This window comes from Pseudomonas sp. NPDC079367 (assembly GCF_044542195.1).
GTDB lineage: Bacteria > Pseudomonadota > Gammaproteobacteria > Pseudomonadales > Pseudomonadaceae > Aquipseudomonas.
In genome coordinates, this window is record NZ_JBITTW010000029.1 from 51,160 (window position 1) to 68,163 (window position 17,004).

15 protein-coding genes are annotated in these 17,004 nt (G+C 61.9%); 4 read left to right on the forward strand and 11 right to left on the reverse strand.

From position 1 onward, the window contains the following. Positions 1 to 72: 72 nt before the first annotated feature. Together ACIGDJ_RS20195 and ACIGDJ_RS20200 are read left to right on the forward strand one after the other, a co-directional pair. Positions 73 to 519, forward strand: coding sequence for a TadE/TadG family type IV pilus assembly protein (locus tag ACIGDJ_RS20195; RefSeq protein ID WP_101158285.1), 447 nt, complete (start codon positions 73 to 75; stop codon positions 517 to 519). Further along, positions 516 to 3,278, forward strand: coding sequence for an ATP-binding protein (locus tag ACIGDJ_RS20200; RefSeq protein ID WP_397479406.1), 2,763 nt, complete (start codon positions 516 to 518; stop codon positions 3,276 to 3,278). The genes ACIGDJ_RS20195 and ACIGDJ_RS20200 overlap by 4 nt, the downstream gene beginning before the upstream one ends. On the opposite strand, the gene ACIGDJ_RS20205 is transcribed toward ACIGDJ_RS20200, so the two are convergent. The 5 genes from ACIGDJ_RS20205 to ACIGDJ_RS20225 all read right to left on the reverse strand — a co-directional run bounded on the left by ACIGDJ_RS20205 (position 3,263) and on the right by ACIGDJ_RS20225 (position 7,751). Then, positions 3,263 to 5,260 carry a pilus assembly protein TadG-related protein gene (locus ACIGDJ_RS20205; protein WP_397479405.1) on the reverse strand — a complete coding sequence of 666 codons (1,998 nt, stop codon included), beginning with the start codon at positions 5,258 to 5,260 and terminating at the stop codon, positions 3,263 to 3,265. The genes ACIGDJ_RS20200 and ACIGDJ_RS20205 overlap by 16 nt on opposite strands. Positions 5,261 to 5,476: 216 nt before the next feature. Next, positions 5,477 to 6,034, reverse strand: a complete 558-nt coding sequence (locus tag ACIGDJ_RS20210) for a DUF4136 domain-containing protein (RefSeq protein WP_397479404.1) — start codon at positions 6,032 to 6,034, stop codon at positions 5,477 to 5,479. 41 nt (positions 6,035 to 6,075) lie between these two features. Continuing rightward, positions 6,076 to 6,687, reverse strand: a complete 612-nt coding sequence (locus ACIGDJ_RS20215; protein ID WP_101158294.1) for a DUF4136 domain-containing protein — start codon at positions 6,685 to 6,687, stop codon at positions 6,076 to 6,078. A 12-nt stretch (positions 6,688 to 6,699) separates the two neighbouring features. Next, positions 6,700 to 7,449 carry a methyltransferase gene (locus ACIGDJ_RS20220; protein WP_397479403.1) on the reverse strand — a complete coding sequence of 250 codons (750 nt, stop codon included), beginning with the start codon at positions 7,447 to 7,449 and terminating at the stop codon, positions 6,700 to 6,702. Beyond that, the gene (locus tag ACIGDJ_RS20225; protein WP_016771852.1) at positions 7,449 to 7,751 is read right to left on the reverse strand and encodes a MazG-like family protein; all 303 of its coding nucleotides are present in this window, start codon (positions 7,749 to 7,751) and stop codon (positions 7,449 to 7,451) included. Before ACIGDJ_RS20225 ends, ACIGDJ_RS20220 begins: the two co-directional genes overlap by 1 nt. 178 nt (positions 7,752 to 7,929) lie before the next feature. Between ACIGDJ_RS20225 and ACIGDJ_RS20230 the strand changes: the two genes are divergently transcribed. Both ACIGDJ_RS20230 and ACIGDJ_RS20235 read left to right on the forward strand, forming a co-directional pair. Then, positions 7,930 to 8,223: a hypothetical protein gene (locus ACIGDJ_RS20230; protein WP_039757018.1), complete on the forward strand. Its 294-nt coding sequence runs from the start codon at positions 7,930 to 7,932 to the stop codon at positions 8,221 to 8,223. A gap of 132 nt (positions 8,224 to 8,355) precedes the next feature. Next, positions 8,356 to 9,705 carry an MATE family efflux transporter gene (locus tag ACIGDJ_RS20235; RefSeq protein ID WP_312997357.1) on the forward strand — a complete coding sequence of 450 codons (1,350 nt, stop codon included), beginning with the start codon at positions 8,356 to 8,358 and terminating at the stop codon, positions 9,703 to 9,705. A gap of 9 nt (positions 9,706 to 9,714) precedes the next feature. Here the strand turns inward: ACIGDJ_RS20235 and ACIGDJ_RS20240 are convergent, their stop codons facing one another. From ACIGDJ_RS20240 to ACIGDJ_RS20265, 6 genes are all read right to left on the reverse strand, one after another. Continuing rightward, positions 9,715 to 10,506, reverse strand: a complete 792-nt coding sequence (locus ACIGDJ_RS20240) for a DUF4123 domain-containing protein (RefSeq protein ID WP_312997360.1) — start codon at positions 10,504 to 10,506, stop codon at positions 9,715 to 9,717. Continuing rightward, positions 10,503 to 11,849, reverse strand: coding sequence for a type VI secretion system Vgr family protein (locus tag ACIGDJ_RS20245; protein WP_101158302.1), 1,347 nt, complete (start codon positions 11,847 to 11,849; stop codon positions 10,503 to 10,505). Before ACIGDJ_RS20245 ends, ACIGDJ_RS20240 begins: the two co-directional genes overlap by 4 nt. Before the next feature lie 233 nt (positions 11,850 to 12,082). Then, entirely contained in the window at positions 12,083 to 13,996 is a 1,914-nt protein-coding gene (gene speA / locus ACIGDJ_RS20250) for an arginine decarboxylase (RefSeq protein WP_016771856.1), read from the reverse strand. A gap of 220 nt (positions 13,997 to 14,216) precedes the next feature. Beyond that, entirely contained in the window at positions 14,217 to 14,588 is a 372-nt protein-coding gene (locus ACIGDJ_RS20255) for a translation initiation factor Sui1 (protein ID WP_007914613.1), read from the reverse strand. Between the two features lie 323 nt (positions 14,589 to 14,911). Then, positions 14,912 to 15,469: an NUDIX hydrolase gene (locus tag ACIGDJ_RS20260; protein ID WP_397479402.1), complete on the reverse strand. Its 558-nt coding sequence runs from the start codon at positions 15,467 to 15,469 to the stop codon at positions 14,912 to 14,914. A 3-nt stretch (positions 15,470 to 15,472) separates the two neighbouring features. After that, the gene (locus tag ACIGDJ_RS20265; RefSeq protein ID WP_041480664.1) at positions 15,473 to 16,540 is read right to left on the reverse strand and encodes a DUF2333 family protein; all 1,068 of its coding nucleotides are present in this window, start codon (positions 16,538 to 16,540) and stop codon (positions 15,473 to 15,475) included. Positions 16,541 to 17,004: the final 464 nt, after the last annotated feature.

Genomic DNA, 17,004 nt, shown 5'->3' on the forward strand with positions numbered 1-17,004 from the left:
GCTAAAGCCGTCCGTTTTGGCTGAATGATTCTATGCTGATACTACGCAGTGACTGTCAGGGTAGACGCACGCATGAAAAACGGCTTTCGCAGGTCGCAAAAAGGTGCGGTGGCGATCGAGTTCGCCTTGGTGTTCATCATCTTTTTCGCAGTGTTTTACGGGCTGGTCAGCTACGGCCTGCCCTTCGTGATGATGCAATCGTTCAACCAGGCCACTGCCGAAGCGGTGCGCCGCAGTGTTGCGGTCGACCCGACCACGCCGAACTATTCGACGGCAGTGGTCAATACCGCGAATGCCGCGCTGACCCAGCAATTGCGGTGGCTGCCCTCGGCACTCAATCTGGTGGTCGGAACGGACACCAGTTCGGTGTACGACGCGGGTAGCGGCACCCTGACCGTCAGCGTCAACTACCCGGTGAGCAAGCTCAACCAGATCATGCCGTTTCTGGTGCTGCCCGGGATCGGCACGGTGCCCAATCTGCCCACCCACCTCACTGCCCGCTCGAGCCTGCAATTTTGACCGCCGGCGATAAGCTCTTCGGGCGTTTGCTCAAGCGTGCGCACAGCGCTGTTCTGGAGCTGCCGGACCGACTCGGCGCGCCGCCCACCGGGCTGCATTTGTATCTGAATGGCGACGGCGAGGTGTTACAGATCGCTGGCCCGCTGCGGCATTTGCTTGCCCAGCACAAACCCCAAGGTCAGCCGCTGCCGCTCAGCGCCTATCTGCTGCCGCATAGCCTGTTGAGCGTGGAAGGTCAGCCGCGAGACTGGCAAGGGCAATTGCTTGATCTGGATTTCACCGGCCTGTATGAGCAGCCGCTGCACCTGCGCGGCTGGGTGCAGCCGCTGGAGGATGGCTGGCGACTGCAACTGCTCGACATCGCCGACCTGCTGCTCGAACGTCAGCAATCGCGCGACCGCGACGCCTGCCAGACCCTTGCCGCGCAGATCAGTGATCATCTGCGCACGTGCAGCCTGACGCGCTTGTCGACAGTGCTCGGCGAACAGTTGCAGGCCATCGCCCAGCGCTGGCATATCCCCTGTCTCGCCGTGGCGCTGCTGGATGAACAGGCACAGGGCTGGCAGATTCACCAGCAGTTTCGTGGCCACGACGCTCCGCAACTGTGGGCGGACGGCCAGCCGCTGGGTACGCCGCTGGACAGCCTCAACGGCAGTGCGCCGCAACGTCTTGCGGGCCAGCAGGGCCGTTATGAACACTCGCGATTACAGGCCACATTCGGCAACGCCAACGGTTTCGCAGTGCCCTACAGCAATGACCAGGGCGTGGTCGCGTGGCTGCTTTGCGGGTTTTATACGGTCGACAGCGTGGCACCATGGCTGACCGATCGCGACTGGCTGACCTTGGTCGGCGCGCTGGCCGGGCCGCTGCTCAGCCGCTTGCGCGAGCAGCGCCATGGGCAATCGATGGAGCGCCTGGACTCGCTGCAAAACCTGCTCGGCGCCGGCTGGTGGGAAATCAATGCCGACGAGCACATGGTAGTGGCGCCGTCGCTGGCTTCGGCACTCGGCCTCAGCACTTGCACGCTGGCGGTGGAGGACTGGCTGTTGCTGTTCCATCCTGCCGACCGCGACGAGTTGCGCAGCCGCTTGCGCGCCCTGCAATGGCAGGGCGAAGCGCTGACTCTGAGCGCGCGCCTGCACCGCGCGGATGTCGGCGCAGCAGCGACGTGGTACCGGATTCAGGGCCAGGTCAGCGGCACCGGTGAACAGCGGCGTCTGATCGGATTCATGCTCGATATCAGCGATATCCAGAATCAACAACAGCGCGCTGCAGCCGCTCACGCGCGGCTGGATAATCTGATCGCCAGTTCGCCGGCGGTGATCTACGTGCAGCGTTATGAAGAAGGCGCGCTGATCCCAGCGTTCTTCAGCGCCAGCCTGCAACCCTTGCTCGGCTGGACGCTGGAAGATTGCGATGCAGCAACACTGGTCGAGCGCGTCCATCGCGACGACCGTGAACTGTATTTCCAGCGCAACCGCCAGTTGCTGCGCGAGGGCTCGGTGCGTGCGCGTTATCGTCTGCGCGACAGCCGTGGCGACTATCACTGGTTGCTCGATGAAGCAAAACTGCTGCGCAACGATCTCGGTCTGCCGATCGAGGCGGTCGGCCTGTGGCTTGATGTCACCGACGCGACGCTGGCCGCCGAAAAGGTTCGGCAGAGCGAGGAGCGCTACCGGATTCTGGTCGAGGATTCGCCGGCGATGATTTGCCGCTATCGCCCGGACCTGACGCTGATTTTTGGCAACCGACCCTTGGCGACCTATCTGGAATGCGCGCCGGAACAACTGCGCGGCATTGATCTGGCTGGCTGGATGTCCGAGGAACAACGCGGCGCGTTTGTTCAGCGCCTGAACCAGCTGACCCCGAAACATCCGGTGAGCACCGCCGAAATCAGCCTGCAATTGCCCGGACGCGAACACGCCTGGTGGGTCTGGTCGGATCGCGGCGTATTCGACGAGCGCGGCCAACTGGTCGAAGTACAAGCCGTGGGCCGCGACAACACCGAGGTGCGCCGCTCGCAACAGCAACTTACGCAAAGCGCCAAAATGGCCACCCTCGGTGAAATGGCCACCGGCCTCGCCCACGAGATCAATCAGCCGCTGAACGTTATGCGCATGGCCATCGTCAACGTGCTCAAGCGCCTCGACAACGGTGACGTGCAGGTCGATTACCTGACCGACAAACTCAAGCGCATCGATGCTCAGGTTCAACGCGCAGCGAAGGTGGTCGACCATATGCGCGTGTTCGGTCGGCGTTCGGAAATCGAACAACAGCTGTTCAACCCGGCTCAAGCCATCGAAGGCACTCTGTCGCTGCTGGCCGAAGGCATGCGCGGCAAAGGTGTCGATCTGCGTATCCGCGAGAGCGCTTTGCAGGCGCAGGTGCGTGGTTACGTCGATCAGCTGGAACAGGTGCTGATCAACCTGATGGTCAATGCCCGCGACGCCCTGCTCGGCAAGCGCGAGAGCGACTCGGGGTTCAAGCCATGGATTTCAATCTACGCCGAGCGTGACGATGAAAGCGTGCGACTGTGGGTCGAGGACAACGGCGGAGGCATCGATCCGCGTTTGCTGGAGCGGATCTTCGAACCGTTTTTCACCACCAAACCGATCGGCGTCGGCACCGGTCTGGGCCTGTCGGTGAGCTACGGCATCATCGCCAACATGGGCGGGCAATTGAGCGTGCGCAACTCCACGGAGGGCGCACGGTTCTGCATCGAATTGCCGATTGCCACGGATGATCAGATCACCAGATAAGCCTTGCCGGTCTGCCCGCAGGTCATGTTGGCGCCCACCTCGGTGTTCATCAGATTGATGCCCAGGCCTTTGAGCAGATTGTTCAACAACGGGTCGAGCAAGGGACTGATCAAACCGGTGACCACTGGCAACAAGCGGTTGCTGACGTCGCTGATCAACGAAGCCACACCGGTGACGACAGCGCCCAGCGGGTTGCTGCCCACGGGTTTGTAGACGATCAGGTTGATGCCCGACAGGGTGTTCGCCAGGCTGCCGACGATGTTGCTGGTCGGCGCGGCCGGTAGCACGCTGGGTGGCAGTTTCAGATTGGCCGGGGTGGCGAAGGGTGTGGTGCTGGAGAACAGCAGATTCTGCGTGGTCTGCGCGACGCTGGTGTCGAGTTTGATGGCGATGCCGCCCGCGCCGTATTGCACGTGGGAGGCGGCATTGCAACTGCCGATGCCGAGAATCCTGTGGCAGGTGATGATGCCGAGATCGACCAGCGGCAGCGGCGCCACCGTTGGTTCGGCGACTGAAGAGAACGCCGCGACAGGATCGATCTTGCCGAGTTTGAGATCTGCCAGAGAGGTCGTGGTGGCGGCAGTCAGGCTTTTGCTGCCGCTGTCGTCGGTCGGGCAGCGGTAATCGGTGACATAGCTTTTCGCCCCGCCGGCATCCAGCGCGATGTCGATCTGCGGTGAGGGCAGCAGCTTCGGATCGAGCTGTTGGCAACCGGCGCCCAACAGGCAGAACACTGAATTGAGCGTGTCCACCAGGTTCAGGCTCAGCAATGCATTGAGTGTCGGCGTCAAGGTACCGACCAGACCGGCGACGGCATTCGTCAGCCCGCTCACCCCGCCAAGCAATGGCAAGTTGACCGACAGCAGCGTGCGAACCTGCGCCGTACGCACAAAAATCCGATCGGGTCCCAACGGGTTGGCCTTGGCCCGCGCCGGGTCGCCAATCGCCGAAAACTGTGGCGGCTCGATCACCTTCACCCGCACCGTGACACCGGCCAGCCCCAGCACATTGACCGGCAAGGTCGCCGCCACCGCGCTTTTGCTGTTGGCCAGTTGCACCACACCCTGCACCAGTTGCAGCAATTGCAGATTGGCATCCAGCCCCGCCGCCGTGGTGCCGGTTTGCAGTTGCAGAATCTCGCCGAGTCTGACCGGCGCCGCGTTGATCGCAGCGACCTGCAACTGGCCCAGCGCGGTGACCACTTGCGCAGTCGCGCCGTTGAGTTGCACCACCGTCGCTGCGGCCTGAATCAACTGCGTCACGGTCGCTTGGGTGTTGAGCAATTGCGTGTAGTTGCCGGCACCGACGTTGAGGTCGATGGCCAGTTGATCGAGGTATTTGAGCAGGTTGATATCGGTGTGCAGCAAGCCGTCCCAGCCCACCGCCGTGAGGTTGACGTTGCCGCCGAGCAGCCCGGAAAACAGCGGGTTGAGAATATTCGACTGCGCTGTGTCGATGCTGGCGAGGGTGCTGCGAATATTCAGCTGGGCGATGGTCGGCTGCGGTTTGGCGGCCACCGCCGAAGCAGTGAGCGTGGTATTGAGGCTGACCGGTGTCGCGCTGAACAGCGCCTGCACACCCCGGGCGAAACTGCTGGTGACCGTGCGGCTGGCGGCGACTTTGACGGCGGTTGATTGCGTCGTATCGACGGTAAAACTGCGCACACCGCCGGCAGCAGTGGCCAGCGTGCCGCAGGTGGTGGCGAGGCTGTTGTTCGCGTCGACGAGGTAGCCATTGCGTAGTGCACTTTGCCCGGCGTAAGTGGCGGCGGTCAGCCCGGGCAGGCAATTGCCGCCGCGACTGACCGCTTCGAGGGCGGCGGTATCCACCACCCGCTGCAGTTTGCGCTGTTCCATGTACAAGCGACCGCTGTCGACCACCAGCAACATCATCACCAGCGCCAGACTCAGGGTGGCAGCCGCCATCAAGCCGATTGCCCCGCGTTGCCGGGCCGGGCCGTTGCCTTGCGATCCTGGCGACATGACGCACTCCTTTGCCGGCGCAGGGCCTAGCGCGACCTGCGTGGGTGACCATGAGTGTAGACGCGGTCGGTCGAGACTGCTGGCGTCACGCCATTCCATTGTGGGAGCGGGCTTGCTCGCGAAAGCGTCAGGTCAGGCAATCAAGACCTTGAATGTACCGCCGCCTTCGTGAGCAAGCCCACTCCCACCTGGGGCTGCGTCGGTTTCAGGAGAGGATCAACGCGGTGGATAGTTGGCCAGGATCCGCGCGACGGTCTCGCGAATGGCATTGCTGCGGTCGGCCGGATTCGGGCGGTTGCTGAGGATTTGCTCATCGCTGCCGCGCCAGACCAGCTTGCCGTCCTTGCCATCAAGCAGGTCGATTTGAAGCGTCGCGACCTTGTAGGTGACGTTGCGCGTTTCGTTGTACATCGGCGCGCCCCAGTAGCCGTTCCAAGGGCCGCCCCAACCGCCGCCGTAATTAGTCGTAACTTGCTGCTGACGATCCTCGACGATCAGGTAGGTCTGCACGTTCAGATCACCCTTGCCGCCACCAGCGACCGGGCGCAAACCGCGCTGATCGAGTTGATCGGACACCGCTTGGCGGATGCGCTGTTCGGTCAGGTCACTTTTGATGCGCGGGTCATCGGGGCGATATTGCAGGGCCGGGTCTTTCCAGCTCCAACTGCAATAGGCGGCAAAGTCACGGCTGGCGTCGAAGTCGTGATTGATCTCGTTGGCAGCGCAGGCACTGAGCAGCGCGGTAAAAGCGAGTAGAGCAAGACGGCGGAACATGATTTTACTCCGGGTGAAGGCATGAACCTGCTGACACGACGTCAGCTGGGAGGATACGCCGCCATGGCTTTTTCCACAGCCTCGCGAATCGCATCGGCGCGTTCGATCTGATTGCCCTGGGTGCCGGTCTCAGCGCTGGCGCTCCACACCGGCTGACCGTTGCCGGCATCGAACAGATCGACCCGCACCACCACGACCTGTTCTTGATAGGTGCGCACGATCGGCACGGTGTTGTACATGCCGTAACCGCGACCATAACGATCATAGCCGCCGTATCCACCGTAGTAGCCGTAATCGTCGCGAACCTGGCGCAAACGGGTTTCCAGACGCAGGTCGGCGCTGACCAGCAGGTCGGCCGGTCGGTTGTCACGCATCGGCCGCAGGCCGCGTTGGTCAAGGGCGTTGCTGACCGCCTCGGCCACCTGCGCCGAATCGGCCCACGCCGTGCCCGGCGGCAACTGCCCGTCGCGCCAGGCCCAATTGCGGTAGCGTCCGTAATCCCGCGGCGGCGCCGGGTAGGCGCTGCGGTCGAAGGTGGTGGCGGCTTGCGGCGGTGCCGGCGGCAACGGCCGTGACTGCGCCACGTAGGGGTTGCTGCCCTGGCAGGCGGCCAACCCCAGACACATCAGCAATAACCCGCATTGAGCTTTCATGTCGCGCTCCGCTCAGATTGGCCGGCAGATCCAGTGCAAATAGCGCCCAAGCCCGGCGAAGCCTGGGTGACGACGGTGCGCGAGTTCCATTTCCAGCAAGTCCGCCAGTTCGGCGCGGGCCTGGAATTCCACCGGCATGTAATCGTGAAATACCCGTACGCCGCTCTGACTTTCGACCTGCCACATACCGGCGAGTTGCGTCGCCAATTCCCGTGGGTCGAGAGGCTGCTGCGGGGTCAGGCTCTGCTTTTCGCCGGCCATGACATTCTTGCGCATCTTCTTGAAATGGCCCTTGAGCAGATTGCGGTAAATCAGCGCATCACGGTTGTAGAACGCCAGCGACAGCCAGCCGCCGGGGTTGGTCAACTGATGCAACACCGGCAGGATCGCGTGCGGCTCGGCGAGCCATTCCAGCACGGCGTGGCAGATCACCAGATCGTAGGGCTCGGTGAGCTGACCGGGCAGTTCCTGCCACGGCGCTTGAATGAACGTCGCAGTTTGCCCGGCGTCGGCAAAACGCTGGCGCGCACCTTCGAGCATCGGCTCGGCCGGCTCGGTGAAGGTAACGTCATGGCCGCGCTCGGCCAGCCATAGCGACATGTGCCCAAGGCCTCCGCCGATATCCAGCACGCGCAGCGGACGATCCGGCAAGGCCTCGCTCAGGTCAGCCTGCAACACCGCAAGGCGAATCGCGCCTTTGGCGCCACCGTAGATTTTTTCTGCGAAGCGCGTAGCCAACTGATTGAAATGACGGTCGCTCATCAGCTGAACCGCCGTTCGCTGTCGGCGAGCTTGGCGCGCACCACTTCATTCATGTCCAGGCCCAGCTCACTGCACAGCAGCAACAGATACAGGACGATATCGCCGACTTCCTGCCCGGCGTGGGCCAGTTTGTCCGCCGGCAACTGGCGCGACTGGTCTTCTGTCAGCCATTGGAAGATCTCCACCAGCTCGGCCATTTCCACGCTGGCGGCCATGGCGAGGTTTTTCGGGCTGTGAAATTGCCGCCAGTCATTGCGGTCGCGAATGGCGTGCAGGCGTTCGGTCAGTTCAACAAGGTTCATCGGGCTCTCCTGAAGGCGCATAGCTTCGGGGGGATGCGCGCTGATGGCAAGCAGCGCAGACGATCTATTGTGCAAGCAAGTTCGCTGCCACAGGGACTGAGTAAACCTTCTATCATGCAGGGAACTCGGCCGCCCTCGGCGTGGCCCAAGGCTCAGCTCTTTCATCAGGGATGCACACATGCGTGTAGAAAGCTTTTTCGAATGGCTCGGCCAGGCACTCGGTTCGGTGATCCGCTTTATCGTCGACGGCCTCAGCGGTCTGTTCAATATGCTCAGCAACGCTGGCGGCAACTTTGTCGACGGCCTGGCGCAGACGTTGGGGATGGACACTTCGATCATCAGCATCATCGCGTTGATCGTAGGCCTGATGCTGTTGTGGTCGGCGATCCGGGCGTTCATGAACGCGTCGATCATTGCCGGGATCATCTGGTTGCTGCTGGGGTTGTGGTTGTTGAGCTGGATCATCCATTAACGCCCCCGCCACCCTGCTCGCGAATGGCCGGCACAGCCGAAATTTTCACGGCCGGTCAGTCTTCGCGAGCAGGCTCGCTCCCACATTGAATGGCATGACTCGCTACAATCCCCGCTCCCCCAAGGAGCCTGCATGTCCTCTCTGATTACCGACTGGCGCGATCGCCCGACTCACCGCAAGGTCTGGGCACTTGCCGCGCCGATGATTCTTTCCAATATTTCCGTGCCGCTGGTGGCGCTGGTCGACAGCACGGTCATCGGTCACCTGCCGCATGCCCATCAACTCGGCGCGGTAGCGGTTGGCGCCAGTCTGTACACCTTTCTGGCCTGGGCGATGGGTTTTCTGCGCATGGGCACCACCGGCTTCGCCGCGCAGGCTGCCGGGCGCAGTGATGGTGCAGCATTGCGGCAGATTCTCTTGCAGGGCTTGCTGCTGGCGATGGGGCTGGCCGTCGTGCTCGGCTGTCTGGGTGTGCCGCTCAGCGGCGTTGCGCTGCATTTCATGCAGCCGTCGGCGGAACTGGATCAACTGACCCGGGAGTTTTTCCACGCGCGCCTGTTCGGCCTGCCCGCAGCGCTGGCGACGTATGCGCTGGTCGGGTGGTTCCTCGGCACGCAGAACGCGCGGGCGCCGCTGGCGATCCTGCTGAGCACCAATCTGATCAACATCGTCCTTAACCTGTGGTTTGTGATTGGCCTGGACTGGGGCGTGGTCGGCTCCGCGCGAGCTTCGGTGATCGCCGAATGGAGCGGCGCTCTGCTCGGCCTGTGGCTGACGCGCACGGCGTTGCGCGCCTATCCGGGGCAGATCATTTGGTCCGCGCTGAAAGTCTGGCAGAGCTGGCGCCCGTTGCTGGCGGTCAACCGCGACATCTTCATCCGCAGCCTCGCCCTGCAATCGGTGTTCTTCCTGATCACCGTGCAAGGCGCGCGGCTCGGCGACGCAACTGTGGCGGCCAATGCGCTATTGCTCAACGGCCTCCTGCTGACGGCTCATGCACTCGATGGACTGGCCCACGCCGTTGAAGCCCTGTGCGGGCATGCCATCGGCGCGCGGGATCGCTTGGCGTTGCGTCGATCATTGGTGGTGGCCGGCGGCTGGTCGCTGATTGCCAGCCTCGGTTTCGCCGTGCTGTTTCTGCTGGCCGGGCATTTGTTCATCGAGATGCAGACCGACATCCAGAGCGTGCGCGATACGGCGTTCGTCTACCTGCCCTACCTCGCCGTGCTGCCACTGATTGCGGTGTGGAGTTATCTGCTCGACGGTCTGTTCATCGGCGCCACCCGCGCGCGGGAAATGCGCAACGGCATGCTGCTGACGGTGCTGTTGTTGCTGCCGTTCGCCTGGGTGCTGCAGGATCTGGGCAACCACGGCCTGTGGATATCTTTCCTGCTGTTCATGGTCTTGCGCAGCGTGACCCTTGGCGCGCAAGCCCTGTGGCTGAAACGCAACGATGGCTGGTTCAACGGCAAGGCTCACTGACGAACACATTCAGCCCGCCGCGCCCCACTGCCGACGCAGATGGTCGAGCCGCTCCTGCTGGGTCAGACCGGCCGGCGGCAAAACCAGCACCGCGCGCGGATGCAGCAGCCGCAGCCACAGCCAGCCATCGAGCACAGCGCGATCACTGAAACCCAGCGCCAGACCTTTTTGCACATGCACGGCGATGGTCTGGTAATCAACGCTCATGGATTGGCACCAGCGCCAGATGTGTTGCTCCAGCAGACAGGTTTGCAGGCGTTCGCGCTGGCGCCGGGTCAGGCTTTCCTCGAGGCCCAGCGGCTCGACGGGCAGCCCGGGGTTGCGCAGTTGCTGCCAGCCCTGACTGCCAATGGCGCGGTCGGCCCAGGTGCCGCCAAACCAGCGCAACTGGCGAATCGGTCCGAGCCAGCGACTCAGCTGCGCGGCGTCACAGGCATCGAAGAAATAGCTGGCGGTCTGGCGGTTGTAATAGCTGAGCAAGGCTCGATGATTCAAACCGAACGAGACGGTAAGCATGCGCTGCAAATGACCAATCAACTGCTGAGCGGTTATTTCGCAACTCAGCAACAGGCCGCGCCAGGTGTCCGGGTCGCGCAGACACAAGGCGGTCAATGCCGGACTCTCGCGCAAATCGACGAGGACCGGGCCGTGCTCACTGACCGGCTGGAATTCGGTGCCGTCGAACAACCGGTGACGCTGCACGTCGGCAAACCCTTGGCGCAACGTCAGCAAGGCGCGTGACGCGTCCGGTGTATCGAGCAACAGCCATTGCGCCATCGGCTCTAGCGCCGCGCCGCTCATTTTGTGCTGCTCTGATCGAGCGCGGTCAGCAGCCGGCAACTGCACACGGACTCGGCGCAGTGGTTGAAGCTGCCCCCTCCCGGCATCAGGCACAGCAGCACTAACGGCTCGCCAGACTGCAACAGTTGCTGCAGCCCATCACTCACCAGCAACTCCGGCAGCGCTGACAGCTCATCATCTTCAACCGTACGCTCTGGCAACACTGCGCACTGGAGAACGCCGCTGACCACCGGCTGATCGGGATCGCCTTCAAGGAAACTCACCACGACCTCGACACCATCGGCCAGCACCGCCGCTGGCAAATCGCTCAGAGTTGGCGCGAGCGGCAGCCAGCAATGGCTTGGCGCTGCGCCCTCGCCCTGATAGAGCCAGTCGAATTGCACCGCTACTGGCCGCGAGCAATCAGGTTGCGTTTCATCGACGCAGACCACCCAGGCACGCTGCAGGCTGTGCATGCGTTGCTTGAGTGGCATCGCGGCGGGCGCACAGGCCGGCAGCCGCGCGGCCGCGAACAACCGGTTGCCATAGGGCGGCTCGAGAGACTGATCGGCTCGGTGCTCAATGCGGGTCAGCAACCAGGGGCGGTTGCATTCGATGAAAGGATGGTCCTCCAACGGCAACCACTGACCACTGCGCAGGGCGGGCAGATCGCTGCGCCCTTCGGCATTCGGCCCTTGCTGGTTGGCCAGTGCGTCTTCGTGCAGTTGCCACTGACGTACGGCTGGCGTGACGTAACGATCATCATGCTCGCCCTGATATAGCGCGACGTCTGCCTGCGGCAACCGCGTCGGATCATCGCCGAACACCAGACAATGCCGGTCACAGTGATGCTCGAAGTGGTAGTGGATGTGCGCCTGTGCGCAAAGGCGCTGGAGCAATTGCAGATCGGACTCGCGGTACTGGGTGCAGAAGGTACGGGCCGGGTAGTCGCTGTGCAGGGCGAAACGTCGTTGCAGGCCGACGATGCCATGTTCACGCAGAACCTGGTCGATGATCTGCGGCACCGAACGGCCGCTGAAAATGCGCTGGCTCAAACGCAGATCGAGGCAGTCGAGCCTGGGCCCGAGACGCACCCGACTCAAGCGCAAGCCATGGCTGTACTCATGCTGGACCAGGCTGTGCAATTGCCCGTGCACACCCTGGCCGGGCGGGCCGAAGCACAGGAACGCAGAACGGTGCAGCAGGCCGGCGAGATCCAGATGCGGATCGTCGATCAACACATCGATCTCGAAGGCAAAGGGTTCGCTGAGCGCTTCCCTACCGGTAAAGGCGAGGACTTCGAAGGGGTCGGACAGGCCCGCTACATCGAGACGAAACGACGGCTCGTTGACTGGATCGAACATGGGCGGATCTCTACAGGAGGGGCGGCCGGGGATTCTCGCCGAGAGGCATGGCCGAGTAGAGAGGCGAAGTACAACTTAGGAAATGACCTACGCGAAAAGCAGACCAGATGAGTTTGCTGACTGTGATAGCACAGGTTTTCGGGAAAAAATCAGGACACATCCCACCGGGTTGTCCGAATTTTCCACAGCTTGCGGAAAAAAATCGGACAACCCGGCCGGAACGCTATCGGGCCTCAGGAAGACAGATAGGAGGAACGGGTCAGGCCCAGACGCAAGGCATCGAGGAACTGCGTGCGCTCACTGGCGCTGATGCGCGCACTGGCGCACTTGTCGCGGTAGTGAGTCATCAGTTCTTCGGGCGAAAGATGCACATAACGCAGCATGTCTTCGATGGTGTCGTGGGTCTCGATACCGGCGTGGTACACGCTGCCATCGGCGTTCTGATAGATGTTCACCGAATCGGTGTCACCGAACAGGTTGTGCATGTCGCCGAGGATTTCCTGATAGGCGCCAACCAGGAACACGCCCAGCAAGTAATCTTCGCCTTCGTTCAAAGCGTGCACCGGCAGACTGGTTTCGATGCTCTGCTCGTCGACGTACTGATTGATCTTGCCGTCGGAATCGCAGGTCAGATCCTGCAGCACCGCGCGGCGCAGCGGTTCTTCATCGAGACGGTGCAGCGGGATGATCGGCAATACCTGATCGATCGCCCAGGTGTCCGGCAGGCTCTGGAATACCGAGAAGTTGCAAATGTACTTGTCGGCCAGCTTGTCGTTGAGTTCGTCGAGCACCTGGCGGTGCGAACGCTGACGCGCTTTCAAAGAGTTGTGCAGGCGACGGCACACGGCAAAGTAGCACTGCTCGGCCAGGGCTTTTTCCGCCAGGGTCAGCTTGCCATCGGCGTACTGGGCGGCCACGTCGCTCATGTAGTGCGTGGCGCGCCAGTAGGTTTCGGTGACCATTTCAATGTCGGTCGGGCCGAGCAAGTCCACCAGCCACTGCACGGTTTCCGGCAGGCTTTCCTTGTTCTCGATCAGCGGGATCTCGTCGTTGTGTTTCTCGACGTCGGTGACCTGCACCACCAGCATGGCGTGGTGCGCGGTCAGCGAACGGCCGCTTTCGGAAAAGATGTGCGGATGCGGCAGGCTCTGCGCGTCGCAGAATTCCTTGAGCATGCCGACCACAACGCCGGCGTAATCGTCCATGTCGTAGTTGATCGAACTGGCGTTGCGCGAGTGGGTGCCGTCGTAGTCGACACCGAGGCCACCGCCGACGTCGATGTGATCGACCGGCAGACCGAGGTTGCGCAATTCGCCGTAGTAACGGATCGCTTCCTTGAAGCCGTGCTGGTAATCAGCGAGGTTGGCGATCTGCGAACCCATGTGGAAGTGCAGCAGGCGAATACCTTGGTCCAGCCCGGCGCCACGGAAGCGCTCGACCACCGACAGCAGTTGCGCCGCCGACAGGCCAAACTTGGACTTCTCGCCACCGGTGTCCGCCCATTTCGACGAGGCCAGCGACGACAGGCGTACGCGCAGACCCACCTGCGGCTTGACCTTCAGTGAGGCGGCTTCTTCGATCACCAGGCCGACTTCGGATTCTTTCTCGATGACGATGAACACGTTGTGGCCGAGCTTCTGGCCCATCAGCGCGAGGCGGATGAACTCGCGATCCTTGTAACCGTTGCAGACGATGGTGCCGCCCTTCGGCGCCAGCGCCAGCACCGCGAGCAGCTCAGGCTTGGAGCCGGCTTCCAGACCGATGGAGACGTTCTGGGTGGCGATGATGTTCTCGATCACCGCTTCCTGCTGGTTGACCTTGATCGGGTACAGCGCGGTGTACTTGCTCTGGTATTCCAGGCGTTCGATGTTGGAATCGAAAGCGCCGGTCAACTGACGGACACGGTCTTGCAGGATGTCGGGGAACCGCACCAGCAACGGCAAGGACAAACCGCTCTTGCGCAATTGGTCGACTTGTTCGAACAGATCGATAGGCGAGCTGCTCGGGCCGTTCGGACGTACTTCGACGCGACCGGCTTCATTGATCGCGAAATACCCGGCCCCCCAATGGCGAATCCCGTAAACGCTGCGGCTGTCCGCAACTGTCCATTGGCTGCCATCGTCTTTACGTGTGCGTCGTACGGACATCGAAGTCCCCTATAAAGAAGTCAGAGTGCGTCGCCTGACGTTCAGGCCGGCGCAGTCTAAAGAATGAAAATGACGGTTCGTCAGTGCGGCGGTAGACCGCACTGACTGCGTGGAGTTTAGAAACCGGTCATGAACAGGCTCTGTGAAAACCATGGCGACGACGCCGGATCCGAGAACACTCGAAGCCGGATCAAGCCGCCGGAGGGTTTCACAGAGGCTGCTAGCCGCCGGACTTCTTCGCTTTGAAACCGTGCTTGATCAGCTCTGCCAAGAGTAGCTCGACGTGATCGCCCTGGATTTCGATGATGCCGTCCTTCAGCGCCCCGCCGGTGCCACAACGTTTCTTCAACGTCGTGGCCAGCTCCTTGAGCGCGTCTTCGGCCAGGGGCACGCCGGTGATGGTGGTCACCGTCTTGCCGCCACGGCCCTTGCTTTCGCGACGCACGCGGGCTATGCCGTCACCGGCCGGGATCACGGTTTGTTTGCAGATACAGGCGTCCACCGGCTTGCTGCATTCCGGGCAATGACGACCTGCGTCGGTGGAAAATACCAGGCCGCCCAGGGCGGCGAAGGATGCGGCTTTCTTGGCCACCGGCAATCCTCTCGGGAGGACAAAGACTGATCGCAACCTTGGGCAAGGTCAGCGACCGCGAAGCCCCACTCAGGCAGGGGCAGCGCTACTGCATCGGAAAACTTTGAACGCTGGACTGAATCCGTAGGAGCTGACGAGTGCAACGAGGCTGCGATCTCTTGATCCTGATCTTTTAAAAAACAAGATCAAAAGATCGCAGCCTCGTTGCACTCGTCAGCTCCTACAAAATCTGCAGGCCAACCTCAAGCTATCCGGTGCAGCTTGAAAAGGTCGCGCAGTGTAACGACAAAAATCGCGATTGCTAAGTGCCAATCGGCGCCAATTCATGTGTTCTTGGCGACGTCGGTTTGTTGTGCCTTGAGATAGCGTTGCAACGCAGCCAGAGAGTCCGGGCAATAAGGCTTTTCGCTGATTTCCCGCATGACCTGTGCGACGGGAATGAATCGCGCTTCGAGGACTTCTTCCGGCTGCAGTTTCAGCGGCCCGTCCCACACGGCGGAAAAGGCCGAACACCACAGACGGTTGCCGGTATCCTCGAAGTAGAAATGATCGTGAGCGGTGAGTTCAACGCCGCTGACGCCCAGCTCTTCCGCAAGCTCACGCGCCGCCGACTCGGCGTAGCTTTCCTCAGCCTGGACCATGCCGCCTGCGGCGACATCCCAGTAGCCGGGATAAATCGCCTTGCTCAACGTGCGTCGGTGCACGCACAGCTCACCGGCGGAATTGAACAGCATGATGTAGGTGCCACGGCCGATCAGCCCGCGCTCACGCAAATCGGAACGCACCAGAGCACCGAGCAGGTTGTCCTGCTCGTCGACCCAGGCGATCTGTTCAGCGTCCGAGGCGGCGCGATGGGCCGCCTCTCTTGTAGTCTGGCTCACGTATCAGCCCTGATTGAGCAGTTGACGCAAATCGATCACCGCAGCGTTGGCCCGGGAAATATAGTTGGCCATGACCAGCGAGTGGTTGGCCAACACGCCGAAACCGCTGCCGTTGAGAATCATCGGGCTCCACACCGGCTCTTGCGAAGCCTCCAGCTCACGGATGATCTGGCGCACGCTGACGGTGGCGTTCTTCTTCGCCAGCACATCGGCGAAGTCGACTTCGATGGCGCGCAGCAGATGCGACAGCGCCCAGGCCTGACCGCGCGCTTCGTAGAACACGTTGTCGATTTGCATCCACGGGGTTTCCACGACTTCTTCGTCAACCTGCGGCACTTCGCCGACTGCCGGAACTTCGGTCTTCAGCGCAGTGTTGAGTTTGACCCGACCGACACTGGCCGACAGGCGTTGCGACAGGGAACCGAGACGGGTACCGACATCACCCAGCCAGTTGTTGAGGTTGTCGGCGCGGGCATAGAACAGCGCGTTTTTCTGGTTCGGATCAGACAAGCGCGACTGATAGCGGCTCAGAGAGTTGATCCCTTCCTGATATTCCGACTCGCTGGACGGCAGCACCCAGCTCTTGTTGTCGAAGTTGAAGCGCGGTTCGGCTTTGGCCAGATCGGCGTCTTCGGCCGATTGCGATTGCGAACGGGCAAAATCCTTGCGCAGGGCACGGGTCAGATCGCGCACCTGCACCAGCACGCCGTATTCCCAGCTCGGCGTGTTGTCCATCCACAGGCCCGGCGGGAAACGATCGTTGGAAATATAACCGCCCGGCTTGTTGAGCAAGGTTCCGGCAACGGTCTTCAGGGTTTCAACCGTGGTGTAGCCGACCACCATTTGCTTGCCTTCTTTTTCGGCAGCGACCTGAGCGTTTTGTGCCACTGGAAACAGTTCCGGTTCCTGGCTCCAGTACCAGCCCAGCGCAATGGTGACCAGTAGATACAGACCGATCACTGTGGCCAGCGCCCGGCTGAACAGCAGCCCGCCGACATAGCTGCGGGTGGCCGACTTGGGCTCGGCGGCACGTTCAGGCGCGCTGCCCGCGCGGTTTTTCCAGTCCAGCATGGCGATATCCTTTCAATCACTTGGGTTCATCGGTTCGACCACAACCATACAACAACGTGCCAACGCCTAGCACCCGCCGCTAACGATAAGCCGCAAATCGTGCGGGCCAATGCCGCTTCGCGACACGCTAGGGGATTCCCTGATATCAGTGGCACGGGCAGCGCAGTGAAACCCAGCTGAGCGCGTTTCGGTCAGCCTTCGACAACCGCCGAAGGATCCGGACCTGCTCTGCAAGGCAATCGCCCGGATTATGGGCGCTACACCGACCCGCCAATGCCAGACAAAACCACCCGGTCAGAAACTGAATCGTGTCGTCCAGCAGATTATTGACGTACGACACTCGTCTAAGGGAAAAGAGGTGCTAGCATAGAGCCACCAGTCGATCTCAGCATGCACCCTCACTAGTAGTCAGGATATGACCGAGCCAGAAGACCCCAGCCGTGAGCGTCTCAAGCACCACTTTG